The following is a 24,868-nucleotide window of genomic DNA, read 5'->3' on the forward strand; positions in this document are numbered from 1 at the left end:
TCTCAAATTTTATATAAGGTGTCATAAAGGTTAATATAAGAATGTAACATGCTCTTTTCTGAAAAATTGTTGTTTACTTTTTCTTTTGCCATGCTACATAATTGCGTTAATTTAGAGGCGTTTTCATAAATTTTATTTATAGTGCTCACAGCATCATTAATGTCTTTTACTAAATAGCCATTAATTTTATGATCTATGATTTCTTCAACAGCAGTTCCTTTAAATGCAATAACTGGAAGACCACATGACATTGCCTCAATAGCAACCAAAGGATGCCCTTCACTTCTTGATGGAAACAAAAAAACATCAGACTTTTGCATCACTTCAACAACTTCTTGCTGATTAAGACGTCCTAAATCATGCATATTATTTGGCATTGTTTTTTTGTCTTTTTCAGCAGCCGCACCGCCAGTATAGTATAACTCAAACCCTTCACCCAACTCACGCATAATAGGAGATAATAAATCTACCCCCTTACGACTCATCCAACTACCAACATATAAAAGCCGAAAAGGTTCATTTTTTTGTCGTACCCTATTACCTGGGCAAAACAAATCAGTATCAATGCCATTGTAAATAACTTGTATAGGAACATCACATAAAGTCTGTTTTGCCATATCTGCAACAAATTGGCTAACAGCCGTAACGCGTGCTGCTTGTCGCATAACACGACGCTCATTTGGAGCTATCCAATACTGGTGATACACCGCTCTTAGCAAACCTTTGTATGGACGTAAATTTGGATCGTGTATCGAGTGGTGTAAAGTCGCAACCACTGGTAAATTTTTGGGTAAAAAACGACTGTGCAACCAAGTATTAACATGAACTATAGTTGCCCAATTTGGTGGTTTTGGAATAGCGATTGTCCAAGGCAAGTACTCCGCTCGAAGAGGTAGCCACGTTATTTCTGCCCTAATACCTCGCTTTCGTAATCCTTCGACTAAGCGTTCAGTAAAAACATCTGTACCCGTACCTGTACGAACAGTCAAAAACCAAATTGCTAATTTACTATCTTTATTACTCATTCCTTTAGCTCAATTTTGTAAATCAACGTTGGAATAATAGGTCTAAGAAGCTGTAACACACTATCAGGTACACGCTCTAAAAATGACGTTATAGAGCTACTAGGCATCTCTAGTTTTAAAGTAACTCTGGTTGCCTGTACACTTAAATTCTCAAACTTAAGGTCTACTTGCTTTAATAAGCTCTCCAATCCCGATAGGCTAAACGGTTCACAGTCATAAAAATCGCCTTTACCCCAAAACCTTAAATAGCTACTCCGCCAAGAATGTGGTAACCAGCTTAAAAATTTTAAATTATAATGGGGTTCTGTGAGCATCCAGCGATTAGGCACAGCTAAGTAACACTGTCCTGTTGTTTTTAATACTCTTTTTATTTCTTCAAGATGTCGCTGCTGCTGAGAATATTCACCCACATGTTCAATTACGTGGTTAGTGATAACCAAGTCAAAATAATGATCAAAAAATGGTAACTCTACACCATCCACCTTTTGAAAATGATAACCATCAGATACAAGACGGTTGTCATACACATCGACTGCAAAAACTTCACATTCTAACGTGGGGTGCGTTGCAAAATAATAAGCAATACCACCCGATCCACAGCCAATTTCTAATACTCGAAGTGGCTCCGTATAAGAGCCAAGTTGCATTAGAATCTCTATTTTTTTTGCTTTAGCCACTCGTGAAGATGTGTCTAATACAGCATGCGCTTGTCGTTGTTTAGCTTGTTCCATACTTTTATCTTTCTATCTGCTGAACTATACCTTGTCCAAAACGCCCCCACTCAAACTGCCCCGCAAAATCTTGGATGTTCTCTTTTGGTAGAGGGTCGGCTAATAATGCAATAACTTGTTTACTCAGCCCGCTATAGTTGTTCTTTTCGACAAGATAACCTGAGATACCTTCCGCTACCGCATCCACAATACCACCTGTTGCAAAAGCAACTGTGGGTGTACCGTGTGCTGCTGCCTCTACTGCAACCATACCAAAACCTTCTGGATCATCAGGAATATGCCGTACTGGGAAAACATGAATATCCGCGGCTTCATAAATAGTCGCAAGCTGCTCATTATCGGTAATTACCCCTAAAAATAGAATATGATTTTCAATTTGATTTTTTCTTGCTGCTTCTAAAATTTCCTCACGAGTTTGTAGCCCCGCGCCTAAAGAATTCTTAGGTGACTCCCCAACTACAACCAAAACCACATCTGGTTCTTGTTGAACAATATAAGCTAAGGAATTTTCAACAAACTCCTTTAAGCCTTTACGTGTAGTCAATCGACCGACTGATAGCAATATTTTTTTATGTTCTAAATTATATTTTTTCTTAAAAGACTGGATCGCATTTAAGGGCTGAGCTGTTACAGGCAAAGTCACACCAGGATGTACAATACTTATGTCTTTTTCTAATACACCTGCATTCAGTGCCAATATCTTCGTGGGTGTACTATTTACAATTACACAATCCATGCGTTTAAAAAAAGGAACCCAAATTTTTTGATACACCCAATGAGCAGCAGTAATATCAAAACCATGCAGGTAAACAACTGCTTTAGCACCCGTAAGCCTGCTGACTAACCAAACTAAAGGAGCAGTTAAACCGCTTCCAGCAATAATCACATTTGGCTTAAAGCACACAGCAGTCCAAAAAGCTTTGCACAATGCAATCAACATAAATAACACGAGAGGCTTTAAAGGTGACTCCAAAACCTGAATGTTTTTAGGTTTAACTGCAGCAGCACCTGTAGGACCAACGACTTTAACCTCTGCATATTTACTCAGCTCGTCTGCCATATGCCAGTTTAGACGCTCCATCCCCCCAACCAAAGGTGGTAAATTACGTGTTATAAGAAGAATACGTTGCTTCTTCATTTTTTAATTTTTCCCCAATTAAAAACCTACCTTTGAAATACTTAAACCTTAATTGTCGTAAATATTTCCTAAGATAAAAGAATGAACAAATATAGCATTTAACCCTGTAACTGGAAAAAGAAATAAAGACTAAAAAGCCACTAAATTACCAAATTTAGTGGCTATCTCAATTATAAAGTTCGGACACTTAGCCTCAACTCAAATCTTTTTAAAAGCAGTAAACTATTTTCCGATGTATTTTCTTTAAGCAAATTTAAGTTGTGTACGATGGGTCTCTTTGTAATTTTATGCTTTTGACCTAGTAAGCCATCTACGGCACAAGCAGGAGAATTCTAAAATTACAAAGGAAAGTTTATAGAAAAAATCATGACTAAGCCCTCCCCCCATCTTTAAAAGAGAGACATTGATTGACAAAGATCTATCCCAAAATAATCGGCGCATTGCCCAATTCATTTTGCTGATCTAGCAACTGGCGGTCATAAAACACATACAAAATTTCACCAATTTCTTGCACACCAGTTATCACTGCTTGCCGATATTGCTGCTGTGCCAAACCCTGCACAATATGTGCACAGACCTCATCCCACACCTGTTGCGTGGTCGCGGTTTTAATGCCACGGTCAATCACAATTTCCACCTTGCGCTCACACAAATTCAGGTACAGTAAAACGCCGCTGTTCAGTTCAGTATCCCAAACACCTAATTCTGCAAATAATTGGCGTGCACGGGTATGCGTATCTATCGCATACGCCAACCGCGAGGGTAAACAACCTTCAATCACCACCTGAATTTCACCTACATGCCCATGCTCGGCAGCCGTCACCGCTTCTGCAATGGCATGTTGATCTTGCGCATTAAAAAAACGTTTGGTGGCAGGTAAATAAAAGAAATGCTTCAGCCAACGCTTTACACTCGGACGCGCTGCAATGTCCATTTTCGGTTGAGTAATAATTTCTGTTGTATCGGTTGTGGTTACCATGATCCTGATGCTCCTCCCCCACCAAAGCCACCACCGCCGCCGCTATAGCCGCCCCCACCACCAAAACCGCCCCCACCACCTCCGCCACCACGCCCTGCAGAGGACAAGAAAATTTGGAAAATGGTCTGTGCAATGGCAGTGATGAGTAAAAAGAAAATTCCTGCGCCAATCATTAAACTGGTGATTAAGCCTGCACCATTGACCAAACCTGCTACTGTTCCTGCCACGGCGGCGGTTGAAGCACTTAGGCGTTTTCCGACAATCAGTGAGCCAATTACCCCCGCAATTAAAATAAATAAAGCAGTGCTCAAGGTTTTTTCACGCGCCTGTTGTTCTTGCAAGGCTTGTTCCTGACGCTGTTTCAGTTCTTGCGCTGCCTGTGCCGCAACTTCGGGGTCTAAGTTTAAAATCCGTTCAATTTCTGCCACGCCTGCATCTATGCCTTGTGCATATTGCGCTTGTTTAAAATACGGCGTAATGCGTTGGTTAATAATCCGACTGACCACAATATCGGGCAGCACGCCCTCTAAACCATAACCTGTTAAAATTTGAATACGGCGGTCATTGACTGCAATTGCCATCAACACACCATTGTCTTGCTTGGCAGAACCGAGCTGCCATTGTTCTGCGACCCGCATGGCAAAATCAAAAATATCTTCCTGCCCTGTGGTCGGTACAATCACCACGCCAATTTGAGCTTTGGCGTGTTGATGTAAATTTAAAATACGCTGGCTGATTTGCTGTTTTTCTGCAGCAGTGAGCAAATTGGCTTGATCGACCACGGGCTGATTTAAGGTTGGCAAAGCACGGATGGATTCACCATCTGCCATATCATTGGCAATTTGCGGTTGCTGAACGGGTGTTTCTACAGGTGCTTGCTGAGTGCTCGATGTAGAGTGACGTGAATTCGCAAGATCTGGGATAGGGTTGGCACTTTGAGGATGCTGTTGCTGCACAATTTTACCCAGCACCACAGCTTCGGCAGTTTCATCGGTTGCTGTGGCAACTTCACTATATGCCAAGCCACTGAAACACATAACTGCCATGAGCAGCAGCATCTGCACTAGATTTATGCGGGTCTTGCTGTGCGATTGCAGCATCCAGACATCCTCCTAGGCGTTATTCAAACGAAACTTTAGGTGCGGTTTGTGCGCTTTGTTCGGCACTGAAGTTTGGTTTGGTGTCCATACCAATGACTTTTGCGGTCATGACTTGCGGGAACTGACGTGCATAGCTGTTAAAGTCTTGCACTGTGCTAATGTAACGGTTACGCGCCACGGCAATACGGTTTTCTGTGCCTTCTAGTTGTACTTGTAAATCACGGAATTGCTCATTGGCTTTTAAGTCTGGATAATTTTCAGACACTGCAATTAAACGTGATAAGGCACTGGTCATTTGCGCCTGTGCTTCCTGATATTTCTGGAATAACGCAGGGTCTTCTAATACCGACTTATCCACTTTTAAGCCTGCGACATTGGCACGTGCCTGAGTGACTTCAGTCAAGACTTGTTCTTCGTGTTTGGCATAGCCTTTGACCACATTCACCAAGTTTGGCACTAAATCGGCACGGCGTTGATATTGGTTTTGGACTTCTGACCAAGAAGCAGTCACAGCTTCATCTTTCACTTGTAAGGTGTTATAGCCGCAGCCGCTTAATGTCAAAGTACTGGTTAAAGCTACTGCGAGCATGGTTTTTTTTGTGAAATTCATAAATTAACCTCTAAATTTTCTTTGTATTTGTATGAAATGATTTCATTCTAACGTGAAATTCTGACCTGTTTGTGTATTTTGTTTAATCGCAGTGTATTACCAGAATGCTTACTGCAAATTGAATTGATATTGATGTTCATTCTCTTTGGCCAAATATGGTTCAGGAATGAGGGATATATTCCGCAAGAGGATGAGGGGATTTTATCCACTACAAAAGGTTGTTTTCATAAATTATTTTTGAATCTCTGCAAAGGAAATTCCTTCTCCCAGAGGAAGAAGGAAGTTTCAATATCCATTTAAATATGAATATAACGATCATTTCTTGATTTATGGAAGATATCTATTAAAAAAAGAGCTGAATTCCTTGAAATTCAGCTCCTTTACTATCTAGCGATATTCTGCCAGTTTAGACATCTAAATAATCTAAAATACCTTCTGCCGCCTGACGACCTTCCCAAATTGCAGTCACGACCAAATCAGAACCACGCACCATATCGCCCCCTGCAAAAATTTTCGGGTTAGATGTTTGGAACTTAAATGTTTGCTGTTCTGCTGCCACTACACAACCTGAACCATCTACCCCAATATTGGCAGTGCTAAACCAATCTGCAGGACTAGCACGGAAACCAAAAGCTAGCAACACGGCATCTGCAGCTAAAACTTCTTCTGAGCCTGGTACAGGCTCTGGGCTGCGACGACCACGGCTGTCTGGCTCACCCAATTGCGTGGTGACCACTTTTACACCTGTGACTTTACCATTTTCACCGACAATTTCAATTGGTTGACGGTTAAATAAGAAATTCACCCCTTCTTCACGGGCATTGGTCACTTCACGGCGTGAACCTGGCATATTGGCTTCATCACGGCGATAAGCACAGGTCACTTCCTGCGCACCTTGACGAATTGATGTACGGTTACAGTCCATGGCAGTATCACCACCACCCAGTACAATCACTTTTTTACCTTCAACACTGATGTATTCTGCAGGGTCTTTTTCCCAGCCTTGGCAACGGTTAACATTGGCAATCAAGAAATCCAGCGCATCATAAACACCATCTAAATCTTCGCCTGCAAAGCCACCTTTCATATAGGTATAAGTGCCCATGCCCATGAACACGGCATCGTAATCTGCAAGCAATTGTTCAATCGTGATATCTGTACCAATTTCGGTATTTAAACGGAATTCAACCCCCATGCCAGAAAAAATTTCACGGCGGCGTTTCATCACGTCTTTTTCCATTTTAAATTCTGGAATACCAAAGGTCAGCAAGCCTCCAATTTCAGGGCGTTTGTCAAAGACTACCGGCTTTACTCCGTTACGCACCAAAATATCGGCACAGCCCAAACCTGCAGGGCCTGCACCAATAATCGCAACTTTTTTATCGGTCCATTTCACATGCGACATATCTGGACGCCAACCCAAGGCAAAAGCGGTATCGTTAATGTACTTTTCGGCATTGCCAATGGTCACTGCACCAAAACCATCATTTAAGGTACATGCGCCTTCACACAAACGGTCTTGTGGACAAACCCGTCCACAAACTTCAGGCAAAGTATTGGTTTGATGACACAATTCTGCCGCCTGAAAAACACGACCTTCCGAAATTAGTTTAAGCCAGTTCGGAATGTAGTTATGCACAGGGCATTTCCATTCACAGTACGGGTTACCACAGCCCAAACAACGATGGGTCTGATTGGCCGCCACTTCTGCAGTAAACGGTTTATAAATTTCCACAAACTCATTTTTGCGGACATCGAGATCTTTTTTCTCTGGATCTTGGCGTGCTACATCCAGAAATTGAAAGTCATTATGTAGGCGTTCTGCCATGTCTTTCTCCGTAGGTGGGTGTAGATAACTTCACTTTTACGCTGGGTATAAGTCTAAAGTTATCCACACCTGCCGAATGCTGAGTCGTGGATTATTGTGGATCTGCTTGGGTGGTTTTTAACAAAGTCTGCAAGTTTGCAGCTTTTGGTTTCACCAGCCAGAATTTACGGCTATAGAAATCAAACTCATGGCGGATTTTATACGCCCACGCACTGCCTGTTTCGGCAATATGTTCATCTAAAATACGGCCTAAGAATGCTTTATGTTCTTCCATCGATTCAGTCGAAATACGATTCAGCTCAATTAATTCGTGGTTGTAATGGTCAACGAAGTCATTATCTAAATCGAGTACATAAGCAAAACCACCGGTCATACCTGCACCGAAGTTATGACCCACTTTGCCCAATACAGTCACAATACCGCCTGTCATGTATTCACAGCAATGGTCGCCTGCGCCTTCAATGACTGCAAAGGCACCTGAGTTGCGCACCGCAAAACGCTCACCTGCCGTACCTGCAGCAAATAATTTACCACCGGTTGCACCATAGAGACAGGTATTACCAATAATGGCAGTATTCTGCGTTTGGAAAGGCGAACCTTTTGGTGGGAAGATGGAAATACGCCCCCCCGCCATGCCTTTACCCACATAGTCATTGGCATCGCCTTCAAGTTTGATATGCAAACCACCTGCATTCCAAACACCTAAAGATTGTCCCGCTGTACCCGTAAGGTTCAATTTGACAGGATGATGTTCCATGCTCAAGTTACCATAACGACGCGCAATTTCACCTGAAATACGGGCACCAATTGAACGGTCACAGTTGCTCACATTAAAGTAATATTCGCCGCCCGTACCTGCTTCAATTGCAGGCAACATCTCTGCAATCATTTTTTCAGCCAAGATGCCTTTATCAAACGGTGCATTGCCTTCAACTTGACAGTATTGCGCTTTGCCTTCTGCCGCAGGGTGCGATTCCAACAAGGCGCTTAAATCAAGATGCGCATGTTTTTCGGTTTCACCCGGTAAAATTTCTAGCAAGTCGGTACGACCAATCAAATCTTTCAAGTTAGCAACACCCAGTGCAGCTAACCATTCACGGGTTTCTTCCGCAATAAATGTGAAGAAGTTGATCAGCATTTGTGGTTCACCAATATAGTGTTCCTCACGCAAATGATCTTGTTGAGTCGCTACCCCAGTTGCACAGTTATTTAAGTGGCAAATACGTAAGTATTTACAACCCAAGGCAATCATTGGGGTTGAACCAAAACCGAAGCTTTCCGCACCTAAAATTGCCGCTTTCACCACATCTAAACCAGTTTTTAAGCCACCATCGGTTTGCACACGAACTTTGCCACGCAAGTCATTCACACGTAATGCCTGATGCGCCTCACTTAAACCCAACTCCCACGGCGAACCTGCATGGTGAATAGATGACAGCGGCGATGCTGCTGTACCGCCATCATAGCCCGAGATGGTAATGAAGTCGGCATAGGCTTTGGCTACACCTGCTGCAATGGTCCCCACACCTGGTTCAGATACCAACTTGACTGATACCATGGCTTGTGGATTGACTTGTTTTAAATCAAAAATCAATTGTGACAAGTCTTCAATCGAATAAATATCGTGGTGTGGTGGTGGTGAAATCAAAGTTACACCTGGCACAGAATAACGTAACCGTGCAATCAACCCATTCACTTTACCGCCTGGTAACTGACCACCCTCGCCTGGTTTTGCACCCTGCGCCACTTTAATCTGCAACACTTCTGCAGAGGTTAAGTAAGCAGGTGTTACCCCAAAACGTCCCGAAGCAATCTGTTTGATTTTCGAGTTACGAATCGTGCCATAACGTGCAGGATCTTCACCGCCCTCACCTGAGTTTGAACGCCCACCAATGGTGTTCATGGCTATCGCAATGGCTTCATGTGCTTCTGGTGACAACGCACCTAAAGACATCCCCGCAGAGTCAAAACGCGGTAAAATTTGCTCAACCGATTCCACTTGATCTAAGGCAATTGAATTGTCTGTTTTCAATTTAAAGAGATCACGAATGGTCGCAATAGGGCGATTGTTCACGATTTCTGCATATTCTTTAAAATCTGCATAATTGCCTGAACGCACTGCTTTGTGTAACGCATTGATCACATCTGGGTTAAAAGCGTGGTATTCCTTGCCAAAGACAAATTTCAGCAAACCACCCTGATCAATTGGCTTACGTGATTTCCACGCAGTGTCTGCCAGTTTTTTTTGATCATTTTCAAGGTCGGCAAAAGTAGCACCCTGAATACGGCTCGGTACACCAATAAAGCAGGTATTCACCACTTCAGCAGACAAACCAACCGCTTCAAATAATTGTCCACCACGGTAAGAGGCTACAGTTGAAATACCCATTTTTGATAAGACTTTGAGCAAGCCTTTTTCAATACCTTTGCGGAAATTGCTTTGCGCATAGACTGGATCGCCCAATAACTCGCCTTTGGCAATCAAGTCATTGATCACATCATAAGCCAAATATGGGTACACTGCGGTTGCACCAAAACCGAGCAATACTGCAAATTGGTGCGGATCGCGGGCAAAACCTGTTTCCACAATAATATTAGCATCGGTACGTAAACCGACTTGAATTAAGTGGTGATGCACCGCACCAGTCGCCATGACTGCATTGGCAGGCAAATAACCTTCACGGATTTTTTTATCAGTAAGCACCAATAAAGTTTTTCCATCACGCACTGCTTGCGCCGCAGCTTCACAAATCCGTTGAATCGCAGCTTGTAAACCTTCACTTTCTGCATAGTTCAGGTCGATGTCGGCAATTTCATAGCCTTTACGTCCTAAAGTGCGAATCTGATGCATTTTGGAATTGGTCAGCACAGGACTTGAAATAATCAAGCGGTCTGCATGTTCTGGGCCTTGCTCAAATACGTTTTGTTCACGGCCTAAACAGGTTTCCAAAGACATCACGATTGATTCACGTAATGGGTCAATCGGTGGATTGGTCACCTGCGCAAACTGCTGACGGAAATAATCCGACACATGACGTACCTGACGCGACAATACTGCCATTGGGGTGTCATCACCCATAGAACCCACGGCTTCCTGACCACTTTCTGCAATTGGACGCAATAATTGATCACGCTCTTCAAAGGTCACCATAAACATTTTTTGTGCGGCTTTTAAGGCATCACCTTTTAAACCCTGATCACACAAATATTCTTCAAGCTCTGGACTACCTTGTAAACGGATTGAATTTTCACGTAACCATTCACGATAAGGACGCATTCTTTTCAGATGGTTATTTACATCCTGCGTATCTAGCACTTTGCCAGTAAAGGTATCGACTACCAAAATTTGACCAGGACCAACACGTCCTTTAGAAATCACATCTTCAGGCTCATAACCCCACACCCCAATTTCAGAGGCCAAGGTGATGTAGCCGTTTTTGGTAATCACCCAACGTGCAGGACGTAAGCCATTACGGTCCAGCATACAGATTGCATGACGGCCATCCTGAATTACTAAACCTGCTGGGCCATCCCACGCTTCCATGTGCTTAGAGTTGAACTCATAGAAAGCACGTAAATCGGCATCAATGGTTTCTACGTTCTGCCATGCAGGCGGAACCAACATACGCAAGGCACGGAATAAATCCATTCCCCCACCCACCAGAATTTCCAGCATATTATCTAAGCTTGAGGAGTCTGAACCTGTACGGTTAACAATTGGGTTTAGCTCTGTCAAACCTGGCAATAATGGATTTTCAAATTTAGGGGTACGTGCCATCGCCCAGTTCCGGTTGGCGGTAATGGTGTTGATTTCACCATTGTGTGCCAAGTAACGGAATGGCTGCGCCAACGGCCAACGTGGCAAAGTATTGGTCGAGAAACGCTGGTGGAACACCACAATATGCGATGCCAAACGTTCATCGGCAAGGTCGGTATAAAAGTCTGCAATCGCTGCAGGCATCATCAAACCTTTATAGCTGATCACGGTTGAGCATAGCGTGGTCACATAAAAATATGGATCGGCAGTCAATTGCTGCTCGGCACGACGACGCGCCAAGAATAATTTGCGGTTAAATTCAACTTCAGTCACACCCAATGGGCAATTGACAATAATTTGCTCAAAAGCAGGCAAAGACTGCATGGCGATTTCGCCCAATGCCTCATTATTGGTGGGCACCACACGCCAAGCCAAAACTTTACAACCTTCTGCTTCAATTTCTTTGGTCAGGATATTTTTAGCATGCGTCGCTAAAGCAGGGTCTAGGTTCAGAAATACTGTACCCACTGCAAAAATTTCGCTCAGGGTAATGTCACTTAAGCGTTTTGCTTCTTCACGGAAAAATTGCTTTGGCATTGCCAACAGCAAACCACATCCATCGCCCGTTTTACCGTCTGCAGCAATACCACCACGGTGGGTCATGCAACTTAAACTATGAATGGCAGTCTTGACGAGATCATGGCTTGCATCACCCTGCATATGGGCAATTAAACCGAAACCACAGTTATCTTTAAACTCATCCGGTTGGTATAAACCTTGAGCGGGAGCTACAGTATTAGGCGATGGCATGTGCATAGCGTACCCTTCTTTTACTTGCCCAATTGGGCCAATTAAACAATCTAGTTTTGCGATTTAACTCAATTTACAACTCTAAACATCAATCTTATGTAAATGAAGTTTCACGCATTTGTTTAAGTCTGATTTGGCTTAAACCTCAAACGTGTCATTCATCATTTACGCAACTTTTACACTTGAATGTAGCAGGCAAATTTGACAGTTTCGCACAATCATTGAATTTTTTGCGCCAAAATAGGGACAACAACTCAATTCATGCACCAATAAAAGCAAAAACAATGCCAACTTTATTTTTTTATTCAACCATAACCAAATTTCAGCATTCACCGCATAAATGTAAAATAAAATCGCATTATTAAGTCAAATTCGCACTGTTTTTGTGCACTTCATTCTTTTTATACACCATGCTGCGCCATTTTAGAACGCATTTATGTATGAGAAGAATAGTTTTTTTAGATCAAATTGGTGCAACTGAGCCAAAATAGCTCAATGCAAATCATAGACAAAAAGGATAAAGCTCAAGTAGCTATTTGAATGACTCGACTTGAGCTAAAAGAATATTGGAAGTGTTTATGATTAGTTGACATACTCCCACCACCAAACTAAGAGTTATGGTGGGGGAATCTTTGCGACCCATGTAATCTTAGAGATTACACCTTTCGATACCGCACTGCGCTGACAGTATGGCGGTACAGGAACTCTTTATACAACACTATGTCCTAGTGCATCAGCTAAAGCGAAATTGCGTATATTTAGGCTTGCATTCAAATCACGGTCATGCACTGTTTCACAGTCAGGACATTGCCATTCTCTTATGCTTAGTGGCAATTTTGTCATGGTGTATCCACAACATGAACATGCTTTAGAGCTTGGTACAAATCTTCCAATTTGCAGAATATTCTTGCCAAACCATTTCGCCTTGTATTGCAATATCGTAAGAAATTGACCCCAAGCTACATCTGAAATAGACTTCGCTAATTTTCGATTCCTTACCATGTTTTTTATCCCTAAATCCTCTACAGCATACGTGGTCGCTTGGTTTTCACAGATCAAGTGATGCGTTAGTTTGTGATGTAGGTCTAAGCGTTGCAAACGCACTTTTTCATGGATGAATGCAACACTTAATTTTTGACGCTGATAACTCTTAGATTCTTTCTGTTTTCGGGCAAATATTTTTTGCTGTATAGCTAAGCGATTTTGAGCGTGCCGTAAGTATCTTGGGTTTTCAACTTTATCACCATTAGATTGAATGAGCATGTGATTCAAACCCATATCAATTCCAATAGTTTGATCGGGTTGAACTGTTGTTGGTGCAACAAGCTCTAACTCAGACTCGACTAAGATCGAAGCATAATACTTACCTGTTGCTGTTTTACTAATGGTGACAGTTTTAATTTTCCCATCAAATGTCCGACTAAATACAGTTTTTATCCCTTTAATTTTGGGTAGATGTAGTAAACCATGCTCAAAGCTCACCGTTGCGTGTTGAGGGCATTGATAAGACCGTTGAGGTACTTTCTTGGACTTAAACCGTGGATAGCCAACAATATGACTCAATGGGCGTTTTTCATCAGGTTTTGGCTTGTAGCCTTTAATCTTCCTAAACTCAATCTTACCTTTCTTCAATCGCTGAAAGAAATTGTTATAAGCGGTATGCAGATGAAGTAATCCACTAAGAAGTGATTGACTGTTTACTTCATTCAACCATTCAAATTCAGGTTGCTTCTTCATTGCAACCAATTGGTCTTGAATATCCTTTTTTGATAATAATTTTTGAGTTTCTGAATGGGCTTTGGTTTGAAGAGCTAAAGCCCAATTGAAAATAAAGCGAGTGCATCCGAAGTGCTTTTCAAACTGCACTTTCTGTTGAGAATTTGGATAGATGCGATATTTATACGCTTTCAAAAAAGGTTGTTTCATGGTTATAATTTAACAAATTAATTGCTTAGTGTAAATATAATGAAATCACATTATCACTGTGTTTACAAGCTCACATATCATTTAGTGTTAGTAACAAAATATCGCAAGAAATGCCTTTCAAATGAAATGCTCAATCGGCTTGAAGAAATCATAAAAAAGAACTGTACCGATTGGGAAATTGACTTGATCGAGTTCAATGGTGAAGCCGATCATGTCCATATATTGTTAGATATGCACCCGAATATCATGCCAAGCAAATTCATTAACAATCTAAAAACAGTGTCAAGCCGACTGATACGCAAAGAATTTGAGGAAGAACTAAAACCGTATTATTGGAAGCCTGTACTTTGGACGAGAGCATACTGTCTACTCACAACAGGCGGGGCTACAATTGATGTAATTCGGGAATACATCCAAAACCAAGAAAGACCTGAATGAAATAGCGTGCTATCCATCTCCATCTAAATCACAGATTATAGATGGAGGATTCCGCACATTAGTTAAAAGGATCGCGCACTTCAGGTTCAGGTGCATCAGGCTGAACAGGCGCTGTACCACTTTGTGATTTTTGTACATCCACGACATTACCCTCCTGATCACGGCGGGTAATCGTAGTACTAGTGGTACTATTTTGTGGGGCAACAGCCTGCGTAGTCGGTGCAGTCGTTGTGGTTGCAGGTGGACGAGCTAACACACTTTCATCGATTACAGGCACAGCTGCAGGACGTAAATTTACTGCATATAATTTAGTGCTCAATCCAATTTCATCTGCCCCTAAATCATTGACATAAGGACGATAATCTGCAAATTGCACCACTACAGGCTGAATGGTTTCAGGAAATTTAAATGGCAGTGCTGTCAAAGCATGTGCAGCTTCGCGTTTATTGCCAAAACTACCATATAGCATCACATATTGTTCAGACTGCCCCTCACCACTTAAACGAATATAAAACAGCTTGCTCCGATCTGTTTGCTTTTTAATAAAACTTTTAATGATGTTTTCATCACTGACCCGAAACAATTCAATTGTGCTGTTATTTTTTTGTTCCTGAATAAATTTAGTACCCCGAAATTCACCCTCATGCAAGCCTGAAGCCGTTAATCGCGTGGTGAGCTCCAAAGGTCGAACTTCTTCTTGTAAACCACCTAAATAAGTGGTTGCAGCAACCTTTTCAGGTTGAATTTGCAATTCAATTTCAGACTCAGGTTGTTTTTCAATTTCAACCAGTTCGTCACGGTCAGTCACCGCCCAAAAAATCAGTGCCGCCAATAAACACAGCACCGCGCCCAGCAACCAAATCGACTGTTGAATTTTTTGCCAGTGTGTACGCAGTGCTGTCATATGCTGCCTTTATGCTTGATTGGCTATAATCGCCTGTTTCATCAATTCTAAGTCAAACTCTTTGGTGATGATGGCTTGACCCAATTGCTTCATGAGCACCAAACGCAATTGACCATTCAACACTTTTTTATCATGTGCCATATAAGCCAAAAACTGATCCAGTGGAATTTTCGGACATACTATCGGTAAATTAGCACGAGAAATGATTTTTTTTGTACGTTCTAGATCTTCGGCAGAAATCCAGCCCATGCGCTGCGATAAATCAGCGGCCATCACCATTCCTGTCGCGACAGCTTCACCATGTAACCATTCACCATAACCCAAATAAGATTCAATCGCATGCCCAAAGGTGTGCCCAAGATTCAATAAAGCGCGCTCACCTTGCTCTTTTTCATCATTAGCAACAATACGTGCTTTATGTGCACATGAACGATATACCGCTTCTGCCAATACGGCAGGATCACGCGCCACTAATGCTTCCATATGCGTTTCAAGCCATTCTAGAAACTCGACATCCCCCAAAAGCGCATATTTAATGACTTCGGCTAAGCCTGCAGACAACTCGCGCTCAGGTAAAGTATTCAGTTGAGACATATCGGCCAGCACCACTTGTGGTTGCTGAAACGCGCCAATCATGTTTTTACCCAGTGGATGATTAATCCCGGTTTTGCCACCCACACTTGAGTCGACCTGCGACAATAAAGTGGTTGGTACTTGAATGAAGTACACCCCACGTTGGAAGCTTGCCGAAGCAAAGCCTGCCATATCGCCAATCACTCCACCACCCAAAGCCAGCACTGTACAGTCGCGGTTAAAACCCGCTTCAAGTAAAGCATCGAAAATAAGAGTCAGATGCTGAATATCTTTGTATTGTTCTCCATCAGGCAAAATACAGGTTGCCACTTTTTTGCCCAGTGCTTCAACAGCGGTCACATAGTGACTTAAATACAAAGCTGCAACCGTGGTATTGGTTACAATCATGACTTGCTGCCCTTGAATATAAGGTGCAAGTAGTTCTTGGGGTTGAAGATCACTACCAATAAAAATAGGGTAACGGCGATCGCCGAGTTCAACATGTAAAGTCTGCATGAAAAAGTCGCTTTCTTCCTAAGATATTTGCTCTGAAACAATCGTATTTAATATTTTTTGTGCCAAATCTCGTGCGGCACCCTGATTGGTTTCAATAATATAATGTGCCACCTCACGATACAACGGATCACGCACTGCAAGCAAATCGCGTAATTTTTGTTCGGGGTTTTCGACTTGAAGTAAAGGACGATTTTTGTCGCGATAGGTTCGCTGAAGTTGAATTTCAACAGGAGTATATAGATAAACAACAATACCACGTTGTTTTAAAAATTCACGATTCGGGGCTTGAGTTACCGCACCACCACCTGTAGCGAGTACAAGTTTATGCCGTGTGGTTAACTCATCAATGACTGCTGTTTCACGACCACGAAACCCTTGTTCGCCTTCTTTTTCAAAGATCCAAGGAATCGTAGCGCCTGTTTTACGCTCAATTTCATGATCACTGTCTAGAAATTGACGCCCTAACAATTCCGCCAAATGGCGTCCTACAGTAGTCTTACCTGCCCCCATCGGCCCTACCAAATAGATATTTGGTAGGGTATCAAACTCTTTGCTTAGCAAGGAGTCACCTATAAATTTTGTTTAAATTGAAAATATATTAATGATTTCTTGAAACGCTGTCATTAACAATTCGTGGTGTAACAAAAATCAGCAACTCACGTTTGTTTTCCGACTTAACATCTTTCCGGAATAAACGTCCGATATAAGGAATATCGCCCAAGAATGGAACCTTGGTTTGTGAGTTAGCCGTTAGTTGCTCAAAAATACCACCCAAGACTACAGTTTCACCATTATCTACCAAAACGTTGGTATTCACGGCGTTCTTGTTAATGGTGAGCTGACCTGTAGGTGTTGCTGCACCTGGTGAGTCACTGGTGATATTTAATTGCATTTGGACTTTACCATCAGGTGTGATACTTGGAGTCACATCCAGACTTAAAGTCGCATCAATAAATTCGGTGGTCGATACAGCATTGACACCCCCACCCTCAGAAGATTGATACGGAATTTGCGTACCCGATGCGACTTTGGCATTTTGCTTGTCTGCAGTCAGGATTTTTGGTGTCGAAATCACTTCACCGTAACCATCGGCTTGTAATGCAGACAATTCCAAATCTAGCATAAAGTCAGATAAACTGATTAAACCAAAGGCAATGCGGCTAGCACCTGCACTGGTCACTCCTAAATCGACATTCAGGTTTTGCGGACGTTCAATTTCATACTTCCAACCACCCGTATCATCATCTTTTTCTGGTTCACGCAAGTTCCACAAGGTGGTATCACTACCACCGACTAACAAGTGATTATTGTTGGTAATCCCTTGTGACAAGATGCCCCACTTCACCCCCATTTCTTTGGTGAAATCTGTGGTTGCACGGACAATACGTGCTTCAATCATCACCTGCTTCACAGACACATCAAGCAAATCAATCATTTGACGAATCTGATCAATTTTTGCCGATGTATCATTAATGATTAAGGTATTGGTACGTGGATCTACCGAGACTGTACCACGTGGGCTCAGCAAACTGCCCACACTATCACCTAATGGGTCAGCACCAGAACCTGTATTTGAACTACCACTACGTGATGCATTTTTACCTTGAGTAATCAGCTTCTCAATATCTGCGGCTTTAGCATAGTTCAATTGAATATATTCAGTTTGTAATGGCGCCAACTTGACACTTTGCGCAATCGCCTTAGCTTCCTCTTCTTCGGCTTTAATCAATTCAGAAACAGGCGCAATCCAGATGACGTTACCATTACGACGCTTATCCAAGTTTTTGCTTTTCAGAATAATATCTAAGGCCTGATCCCAAGGTACATCTTTTAAACGTAAGGTAATGTTACCTTGTACTGTATCTGCAGCCACCATATTGATGCCTGTAAAGTCTGCCAACAGCTGTAATACACGACGCACTTCGATGTCTTGGAAATCCAATGAAATCTTTTTGCCTGTATAGCTTTGCGCTGCACGAGGTTTTAACAGGTTTTTATCAACCGGGCGTTTGAGGCTGATCGTTAGTTTGTCTTCTGCTTGATACGCCATATATTCATAGCTGCCTGCAGCCTGAATAGTAATCACGCCATTGCTGCCATCATTGTGTGCATCAATGGTCGAAACAGGCGTTGCAAAGTCATTGACATTTAAACGGCGTGCCAAATGTGCAGGTACTTTATTGCCTAAAGTACGTACCACAATTTTGCTGCCTTGCTGCTGTACATCTACAGGCGTATTGCTACCGAGTAGATCAATCACCACCTGACCTTCACCTTCACCGCCACGCTGGAAACCAATATTGGAAACGCCTTGCGCACTACGTTGAGCAGTCACGGCAGCCACAGGGGTAGCCGTTTTTGAGTTGATTTTTAAAATAAAGGTGTTGCCTTCAACCCGTGTGGTGAATGCCCCCGCATCTGCTAAGTTCACAGTTAAACGTGAACGCTGTGCATCTGAACTGATCTCTACAGAGCTAGCTTCTTTTGTCGCAACAGCAACACTGTTTTGTTTCAGGGTTTGTTGTGCTTTATCAAAATCTAGAATCAAGCGGGAAGGTTGTTCGAGCTGATATGCAGCAGGTTGAGGTGGCAAACCATTAAACATCACACGAATTTCGGTGCCTTGCCCCGGAATTTGCATGGGTACGATGTTGGTAATGCTGACTTGGGCATTGGCAACTTGCATCACGGCCATTGCGACTGCACCCATTGAAAACTGACGGAACAAATTGTTCATTGTATTACCATCCCCAAAAATAAAATCTTTCACACTGTTATTCATTTTTATTCCTTTAATTTATGGCGCAGGCCCAATTAAAACTAAACTTCTTGGACGTTCTACATAACCTTCACGACCATCTGGAATAATTTCGATTAAATCAATTTGTGTAGGTGTGATATTTACTACACGACCATGATTTACCCCCATATAGCTACCACGCTGGATACGCTCAATTTCACCGTCTGGTGTTTGAATCAATGCCAAAATTTGACCATTTTGACGCATACTGCCTTTCATGGTCAGTGATTCAAGTGCGTAATTTTCCAGCGGTTGTAACTGGCGAGCAAGGTTCGGATAAACGCGTTTCCCTGCCATTATTTTAAGCTCTGCCGCCAATGAACTAGGCAAAAATGGGCTTTTGAGCTGGTGTGCTGCATAGTTAAAAGTTGGTGCAGATTCAAACACAGGTGCAGGTTCAATTGGCAGTGGCGGCTGATTACGAATTTCAGCCATTTGTGTATTCACAGCATCAATCCGAGAATCACAACCTACCATCAATACAGTCGCCATCAGAGCCAACGAAAGCTTTTTAATTTTCATTTTTTACCCCTTTTCGCAGTATTATTTACTCTTTTATTACTCTTCTCGCTATTCGCAGCAGTATCGGTTGCACTGCTTTCCATTGTAGTTTGCGCATCTGCACTGCCTACATAACGATAAGTTTTTGCTTGCGCTTTATAGGTTACTTGCGGAATATCAGTTTTCTTGTCTGTATTTTCAGTCGCTACAATTTCAAAGTCGTGCATGGTCACAATACGCGGCAATGCTGCTGTACCGCTCACGAATGAACCAAAGGCATGGTAATCACCTGTTGCTTCAATTGAAATTGGCTGTTCAATAAAGAACTCTTGCCTAATCTCATTCTCTAAACGAATGTTTTTAAACTTTAAACCTGAATTCACGCCAGTGACGTTAATATCTTCAACCAATCCTGGAATTTCAGTTTCTTTTGGCAATTGTTCAAGTTGTTGATTAAAGTTCGCTTCCATTTCTTGTAATTGTGCTTGATATTGCTGCAAATTACGCAATTTAGAATCTTTTTCGCGGAATTCATTTAACAAGTTTTGTTCTTGTGTATGTGCTGCTGCAATGGCATCTAACTTTGGCTTGATCACGACAAAATAACCTAAAGCCAAAATCAGGAAAATAATAAAAATCCAGCAGGTAATTTTGACCGAAAGCGGCCAAGCACCGTAATTGTTTGGATCTAGGGTATTGAACTGTTGAAAAAACTTTTCAACGGTCATTTTCTTTTTCGGAGCAACAGCAGCATCCTGATTTACTTCATCAAATTCATCGAGACTCATTGTGCTGCCCCCGCTGCTGATGTTGGATTAGGTTCTGTTGGTGTTACAGGAATTGCAATATCTTCTAAATCTGAAGTCACTACGAAAGTACCGTAACTTTCCTCTACACGAGGAACCACAGAGCTTGGTGCTTTTTCTTTGTTTTCTTCTTTGGCTAAGAATGAATTCATAAATGCATTGCGATACCAAGGCGATGCTTCCAAATTACGCAAGAATTCAGCCACTGTATTTGGACTTTCAGCCTTACCTTCAAAAGTAAATTTATTGCCTGTCCGACTCACTTTGGTTAAGTACATATTGCTTGGTGTCACACGCACCAATTCATCCACTAAACGCACAGCAATTGGACGCTGACTTTGCAAGCCCTGAATAAGCTTCATGCGCTCAACAATAGCATTACGCTGTTCTTGCAAGCCTTCTAAAGATTTTAATTGTACATCTAGGTTTTGGTTGGTGCTGATCACCAATTGATTGGCTTGTTCTTGATCTTCTAACTTCGCGTTATAGAAGAACCACGCTAAAGTCACCAATAACACCCCAAGAGCAGCCGCTGCAATACAAAATACAATAAATTCTTTTTTTCGTTTTTCTCTTAGCTCATCGCGCCAAGGGAGTAAGTTAATCTTTGCCATTAATCAAAACTCCTCATTGCTAAACCACATGCCACCATCAATGACGGTGCATCACTTTCAATTTTTTTAATGTCGATTTGTGGAGAGAAGCCCATTTGCAAGAATGGATTGGCAATGGTCACACGGTAGCCCAGTTTTTGCTGCAACAACTTCGCAAGACCTGGAATATTGGCATTCCCCCCTGCCAATAAAATGTGATCAATTTCGTTAAATTGTGAAGATGAGAAAAAGAACTGCAGTGAGCGTGCAGCTTGTTGCACCACCGCCTCTAAGAACGGTTCGAGCACTTCTACATCGTAGTCATCTGGCAAAGTACGGCTTTTTTTCGCGCGACCTGCTTCTTCGTAGGACAAACCATAACGGTTTTGAATTTCTTGTGTCAGCTGCTTACCACCAAAGGTTTGTTCGCGGGTATAAATAATTTTGTTATTTTGCAGCACCGACAAGGTAGTCATGCTATGACCAATGTCCAAAATACCAATAGTGTTCACACCCATTGGCAGGGTATCGGAGAACACTTTAAAGGCATTTTCGATGGTAAAACTTTCGACATCGGCAATTTTGGCTTTCAAACCACCCAACTCTAATGCTTCTACTCGTGCTTCGACGTTTTCTAAACGTGTCGCAACGAGTAACACATTGACGCGGTTTGGATTGGCTAAACGGTCTGATTGGACTTCAAAGTCTAGGCTGACTTCATCTAATGGGAATGGAATATATTGCTCGGCGTCCATACGAATTTGAACTTCACGCTCATCACTGGTCATATCTGCATCCATTTCAATGATTTTGGTAATCACCATTGAGGTTGGAATTGCAAATGCTGCAGATGTAGATTGCGTGTTTGCTAAGTTCAATGCACGCTCAAGTGCATCCCCGACTGCTTCTGGATTGAGAATGTTTTTTTCAACCACACTGCCTTCTGAAAGTGGGACCAGCGCATAGCTTTCGACCCAATATCTCCCATTCTTAACAGAGAGTTCTAATAACTTAACAGAAGTAGAACTAATATCTACACCTATTAACCCCTTACTTGGCTTACGATATAACCTACGCACGATAATACCATTCCTATTATTTTTTTATCCCCAAAAAAATTTAACCTACTAATCCGCGCTGGTCTATAATTTTTTACGGATACAATAATTCATCTAACAATCCGTAAATCTACTCGCTATACTGACCAGCAATTAGTTTGCTATTAGCGCTTATTAAAACGCACTTGTTATGAAAAAGCTATCTTGTTCGGGTCGTGTTCATCCATTTTTTTTGATCATAATTATAATTTTGGTCGCAATACCGATGGGTTTCTATGGCATGTATCTCTATATTACCCCATCTTTGCCAGAAATGACCACCTTAAAAAAAGCGCCATTATTAAAACCGTTGCAGGTTTATAGTGCCGATAATGAGCTGATTGCCGAGTATGGCGGCAAGCTTTCTGTGCCTGTCGATTATGAACATATTCCTGAAAAATTCATTTTTGCGTTCTTGGCAGCCGAAGATTCTGCCTTTTTTGAACACAGTGGGATTAGCTTTAAAGGCTTAGGGCGCGCGGTGAGCGAGGCGGTAACAGGCTCCAACGTGCAAACTGGTGGCTCTACCATTACCATGCAAGTTGCGAAAAATTATTATTTAAGCCCTGAACGCACTTTAAAGCGTAAACTGACCGAAATTTTTTTAGCACGTAAAATTGAACAAAACCTGAGCAAAGAAGAAATTTTAACCTTATACGTTAATAAAATCTTTTTGGGTAAAAATGCTTATGGTATCGCGGCCGCTGCCAAAATTTATTACAACAAAAGCTTAGAAGAACTGTCGATTGCACAAATGGCGATGATTTCAGGCTTACCTAAAGCACCGTCACGCTATAACCCTGTCGTCAATCCTGAACGTGCTTTAGAGCGTCGCAACTGGATTTTAGGACGCATGTTGCAACTGGGCTATATCAACCAAAATGAGTACCAAAAAGCCATTGCTGAACCCATTAATTTAGATATGCCAGACCGTAGCATTAGCAATAAACATCCCTATATTGGAGAAATGGTACGTGCTGAACTGGTCAGTAAATTTGGCGAACAAGCGGTTGATTCGGGCTATAAAGTTTACACGACGGTAGACAGCAAACGTCAGATGTATGCTGAACAGGCGGTGCAAGAAGGTTTAGAAGCCTATGATCGTCGTCACGGATGGCGTGGTGCAGAGGCACATGACAAGCCTCTGCATGAGTTTCGTGCTTATGCCAATACCTACCCTGCGCAAGTTAGCAAAGTACTGAATAATTCTTTTGAAGCGATAATGCAAGATGGCACAACGGTTACTGTACCGTGGTCAGGTATGTCTTGGGCGCGCCCCTATCGCAATGCTAACAGTGTAGGCAATGCGCCAAGTCGCGCGGCACAGATTGTAAAAGTCAAAGATATTGTCCGTTTACGTCCAAATGAAAATAAAACCGCTTGGTCATTAGTACAAGTACCAAAAGTGCAAGGTCAATTGGTCGCAATTAACCCGAATAACGGCGCCATTGAAGCATTGGTGGGTGGATATAATTTCTATCAATCCAAATTCAACCGTACTTTACAAGGTTGGCGTCAACCGGGTTCGACCATTAAACCTTTTGTGTATGCACTGGCTTTAGAGCGCGGTATGACACCACACACCATGGTCAATGACAGTCCAATCACCATTGGTAAATGGTCACCACGTAACTCCGATGGTCGCCATTTAGGCATGATTCCGTTACGTCGTGCACTCTATTTATCTCGTAACACGGTTTCGGTACGTTTATTGCAAGATGTGGGTATTGAACGAACTCGCCAATTGTTTATGGATTTTGGTTTGCAGGAAGATCAGATTCCGCGTAACTACACCATTGCATTGGGTACACCACAAGTTTTGCCTATTCAAATGGCAACGGGCTATGCCACTTTTGCCAACGGTGGTTACCGTATTCAACCGCACTTCATTAACCGTATTGAAGATGCTTATGGCAAGGTGATTTATCAAGCCAATCCTGAATATGCGTGTATTGCTTGTATTAATTCCAAAGAACAAACGCTTGAAAGTGCCGAAGCCACCACGCCCGATGATGAAGTGATTGAAGTGACCAATAAAAAACTGGCACAAGCTGAACAGGATCCGAACTTATTGGCAGAGCGTAGTCAGTACAAACAGGCACAACGTATTTTAAAATCTAGCTCGGCGTATGATATGTCCAATATTTTACGTGACGTAATTCAACATGGTACTGGACGTGCTGCGCTGAGAATTGGTCGTGGCGATATTGGCGGTAAAACAGGAACCACCAACGACGCCAAAGATGCTTGGTTTGCAGGTTTTAACGGCAAACTAGTGACTGTAGCTTGGGTCGGCTTTGACCAACCTACCACTTTAGGACGTCGTGAATATGGGGGTGTCGCAGCGCTGCCAATTTGGACAGATTTTATGGGCAATGCACTTAAAGGCACACCTGAAGCATGGGTCAGTTTAGACAGCAAAGCCAAAGCGCCACAACGTGAACTCAATCAAATGAATGCAGAACAACAGCAGGATTATCGTGCTTCACCGCCTTTGGCACGTCCACTGTATCGACCTGTACCTGTTGCGCCAGCACGTGCGCCTGAGCGAGATTTTGACGACTTACCAGGCGAGGAAGTGTTAATTCCTGAAAACGCTGCACCGCCTGCCATGCAAGCGCCAAACAACAGCCCTTCCAAACCCAATGCAGCCAAACCTGCTCCCGATGCGTTAGAAAACTTAATTGACGAAGTCTTGTAACAACAGACAAGCAGTCAGAAAAAAGCCCTCATTTA

At 42.4% G+C, this 24,868-nt stretch carries 19 protein-coding genes; 2 read left to right on the forward strand and 17 right to left on the reverse strand.

Annotated elements, in window-relative coordinates:
* Nucleotides 1-2 precede the first annotated feature (2 nt).
* From LZP46_RS13690 to LZP46_RS13730, 9 genes are all read right to left on the reverse strand, one after another.
* Nucleotides 3-1,025: a glycosyltransferase family 4 protein gene (locus LZP46_RS13690; protein WP_236094119.1), complete on the reverse strand. Its 1,023-nt coding sequence runs from the start codon at nucleotides 1,023-1,025 to the stop codon at nucleotides 3-5.
* Nucleotides 1,022-1,756 (reverse strand): class I SAM-dependent methyltransferase, encoded by a 735-nt coding sequence (locus tag LZP46_RS13695; protein ID WP_236094120.1) that lies wholly within the window; start codon nucleotides 1,754-1,756, stop codon nucleotides 1,022-1,024. The genes LZP46_RS13690 and LZP46_RS13695 overlap by 4 nt, the downstream gene beginning before the upstream one ends.
* Before the next feature lie 4 nt (nucleotides 1,757-1,760).
* Entirely contained in the window at nucleotides 1,761-2,894 is a 1,134-nt protein-coding gene (locus LZP46_RS13700; protein WP_236094121.1) for a glycosyltransferase family 4 protein, read from the reverse strand.
* A 418-nt stretch (nucleotides 2,895-3,312) separates the two neighbouring features.
* Nucleotides 3,313-3,873 (reverse strand): TPM domain-containing protein, encoded by a 561-nt coding sequence (locus LZP46_RS13705; protein WP_236094122.1) that lies wholly within the window; start codon nucleotides 3,871-3,873, stop codon nucleotides 3,313-3,315.
* A complete protein-coding gene (locus tag LZP46_RS13710; protein ID WP_236094123.1) occupies nucleotides 3,867-4,973 on the reverse strand; it encodes a TPM domain-containing protein in 1,107 nt (368 codons plus the stop codon). Before LZP46_RS13710 ends, LZP46_RS13705 begins: the two co-directional genes overlap by 7 nt.
* A 19-nt stretch (nucleotides 4,974-4,992) precedes the next feature.
* Nucleotides 4,993-5,583, reverse strand: a complete 591-nt coding sequence (locus LZP46_RS13715; RefSeq protein WP_019836149.1) for a LemA family protein — start codon at nucleotides 5,581-5,583, stop codon at nucleotides 4,993-4,995.
* A 406-nt stretch (nucleotides 5,584-5,989) separates the two neighbouring features.
* On the reverse strand, nucleotides 5,990-7,411 hold the full coding sequence (locus LZP46_RS13720; RefSeq protein WP_236094124.1) for an FAD-dependent oxidoreductase: 1,422 nt from the start codon (nucleotides 7,409-7,411) through the stop codon (nucleotides 5,990-5,992).
* Between the two features lie 91 nt (nucleotides 7,412-7,502).
* Nucleotides 7,503-11,978, reverse strand: a complete 4,476-nt coding sequence (gene gltB / locus LZP46_RS13725) for a glutamate synthase large subunit (RefSeq protein WP_236094125.1) — start codon at nucleotides 11,976-11,978, stop codon at nucleotides 7,503-7,505.
* Nucleotides 11,979-12,686: 708 nt separating this feature from the next.
* The gene (locus LZP46_RS13730; RefSeq protein ID WP_236094126.1) at nucleotides 12,687-13,844 is read right to left on the reverse strand and encodes a transposase; all 1,158 of its coding nucleotides are present in this window, start codon (nucleotides 13,842-13,844) and stop codon (nucleotides 12,687-12,689) included.
* Between the two features lie 99 nt (nucleotides 13,845-13,943).
* Between LZP46_RS13730 and tnpA the strand changes: the two genes are divergently transcribed.
* Nucleotides 13,944-14,342, forward strand: a complete 399-nt coding sequence (tnpA, locus tag LZP46_RS13735) for an IS200/IS605 family transposase (protein WP_178319366.1) — start codon at nucleotides 13,944-13,946, stop codon at nucleotides 14,340-14,342.
* A 58-nt stretch (nucleotides 14,343-14,400) separates the two neighbouring features.
* Here the strand turns inward: tnpA and LZP46_RS13740 are convergent, their stop codons facing one another.
* Genes LZP46_RS13740 through LZP46_RS13775 form a run of 8 tightly spaced genes read right to left on the reverse strand, consistent with a single transcriptional unit; the run spans nucleotide 14,401 to nucleotide 22,114 of the window.
* Nucleotides 14,401-15,246, reverse strand: a complete 846-nt coding sequence (locus tag LZP46_RS13740; RefSeq protein WP_236094127.1) for a hypothetical protein — start codon at nucleotides 15,244-15,246, stop codon at nucleotides 14,401-14,403.
* Nucleotides 15,247-15,255: 9 nt separating this feature from the next.
* Nucleotides 15,256-16,335: a 3-dehydroquinate synthase gene (aroB, locus tag LZP46_RS13745; protein WP_236094128.1), complete on the reverse strand. Its 1,080-nt coding sequence runs from the start codon at nucleotides 16,333-16,335 to the stop codon at nucleotides 15,256-15,258.
* A gap of 18 nt (nucleotides 16,336-16,353) precedes the next feature.
* Nucleotides 16,354-16,896 (reverse strand): shikimate kinase AroK, encoded by a 543-nt coding sequence (aroK, locus tag LZP46_RS13750; RefSeq protein WP_070153522.1) that lies wholly within the window; start codon nucleotides 16,894-16,896, stop codon nucleotides 16,354-16,356.
* A 37-nt stretch (nucleotides 16,897-16,933) separates the two neighbouring features.
* Nucleotides 16,934-19,072, reverse strand: coding sequence for a type IV pilus secretin PilQ (locus LZP46_RS13755; protein WP_236095226.1), 2,139 nt, complete (start codon nucleotides 19,070-19,072; stop codon nucleotides 16,934-16,936).
* Between the two features lie 60 nt (nucleotides 19,073-19,132).
* Complete coding sequence (locus LZP46_RS13760; RefSeq protein ID WP_236094129.1) at nucleotides 19,133-19,657, reverse strand: pilus assembly protein PilP; 525 nt, start codon at nucleotides 19,655-19,657, stop codon at nucleotides 19,133-19,135.
* Complete coding sequence (locus LZP46_RS13765; RefSeq protein ID WP_236094130.1) at nucleotides 19,654-20,424, reverse strand: type 4a pilus biogenesis protein PilO; 771 nt, start codon at nucleotides 20,422-20,424, stop codon at nucleotides 19,654-19,656. Before LZP46_RS13765 ends, LZP46_RS13760 begins: the two co-directional genes overlap by 4 nt.
* On the reverse strand, nucleotides 20,421-21,056 hold the full coding sequence (locus LZP46_RS13770) for a PilN domain-containing protein (protein ID WP_236094131.1): 636 nt from the start codon (nucleotides 21,054-21,056) through the stop codon (nucleotides 20,421-20,423). The genes LZP46_RS13765 and LZP46_RS13770 overlap by 4 nt, the downstream gene beginning before the upstream one ends.
* A complete protein-coding gene (locus LZP46_RS13775; RefSeq protein WP_236094132.1) occupies nucleotides 21,056-22,114 on the reverse strand; it encodes a pilus assembly protein PilM in 1,059 nt (352 codons plus the stop codon). The genes LZP46_RS13770 and LZP46_RS13775 overlap by 1 nt, the downstream gene beginning before the upstream one ends.
* Before the next feature lie 169 nt (nucleotides 22,115-22,283).
* Between LZP46_RS13775 and ponA the strand changes: the two genes are divergently transcribed.
* Nucleotides 22,284-24,833, forward strand: a complete 2,550-nt coding sequence (ponA, locus tag LZP46_RS13780) for a penicillin-binding protein PBP1a (RefSeq protein ID WP_236094133.1) — start codon at nucleotides 22,284-22,286, stop codon at nucleotides 24,831-24,833.
* Nucleotides 24,834-24,868: the final 35 nt, after the last annotated feature.

It is taken from the genome of Acinetobacter sp. SCLZS86 (assembly GCF_021560715.1).
Taxonomy (GTDB): Bacteria; Pseudomonadota; Gammaproteobacteria; order Pseudomonadales; family Moraxellaceae; genus Acinetobacter; species Acinetobacter towneri_A.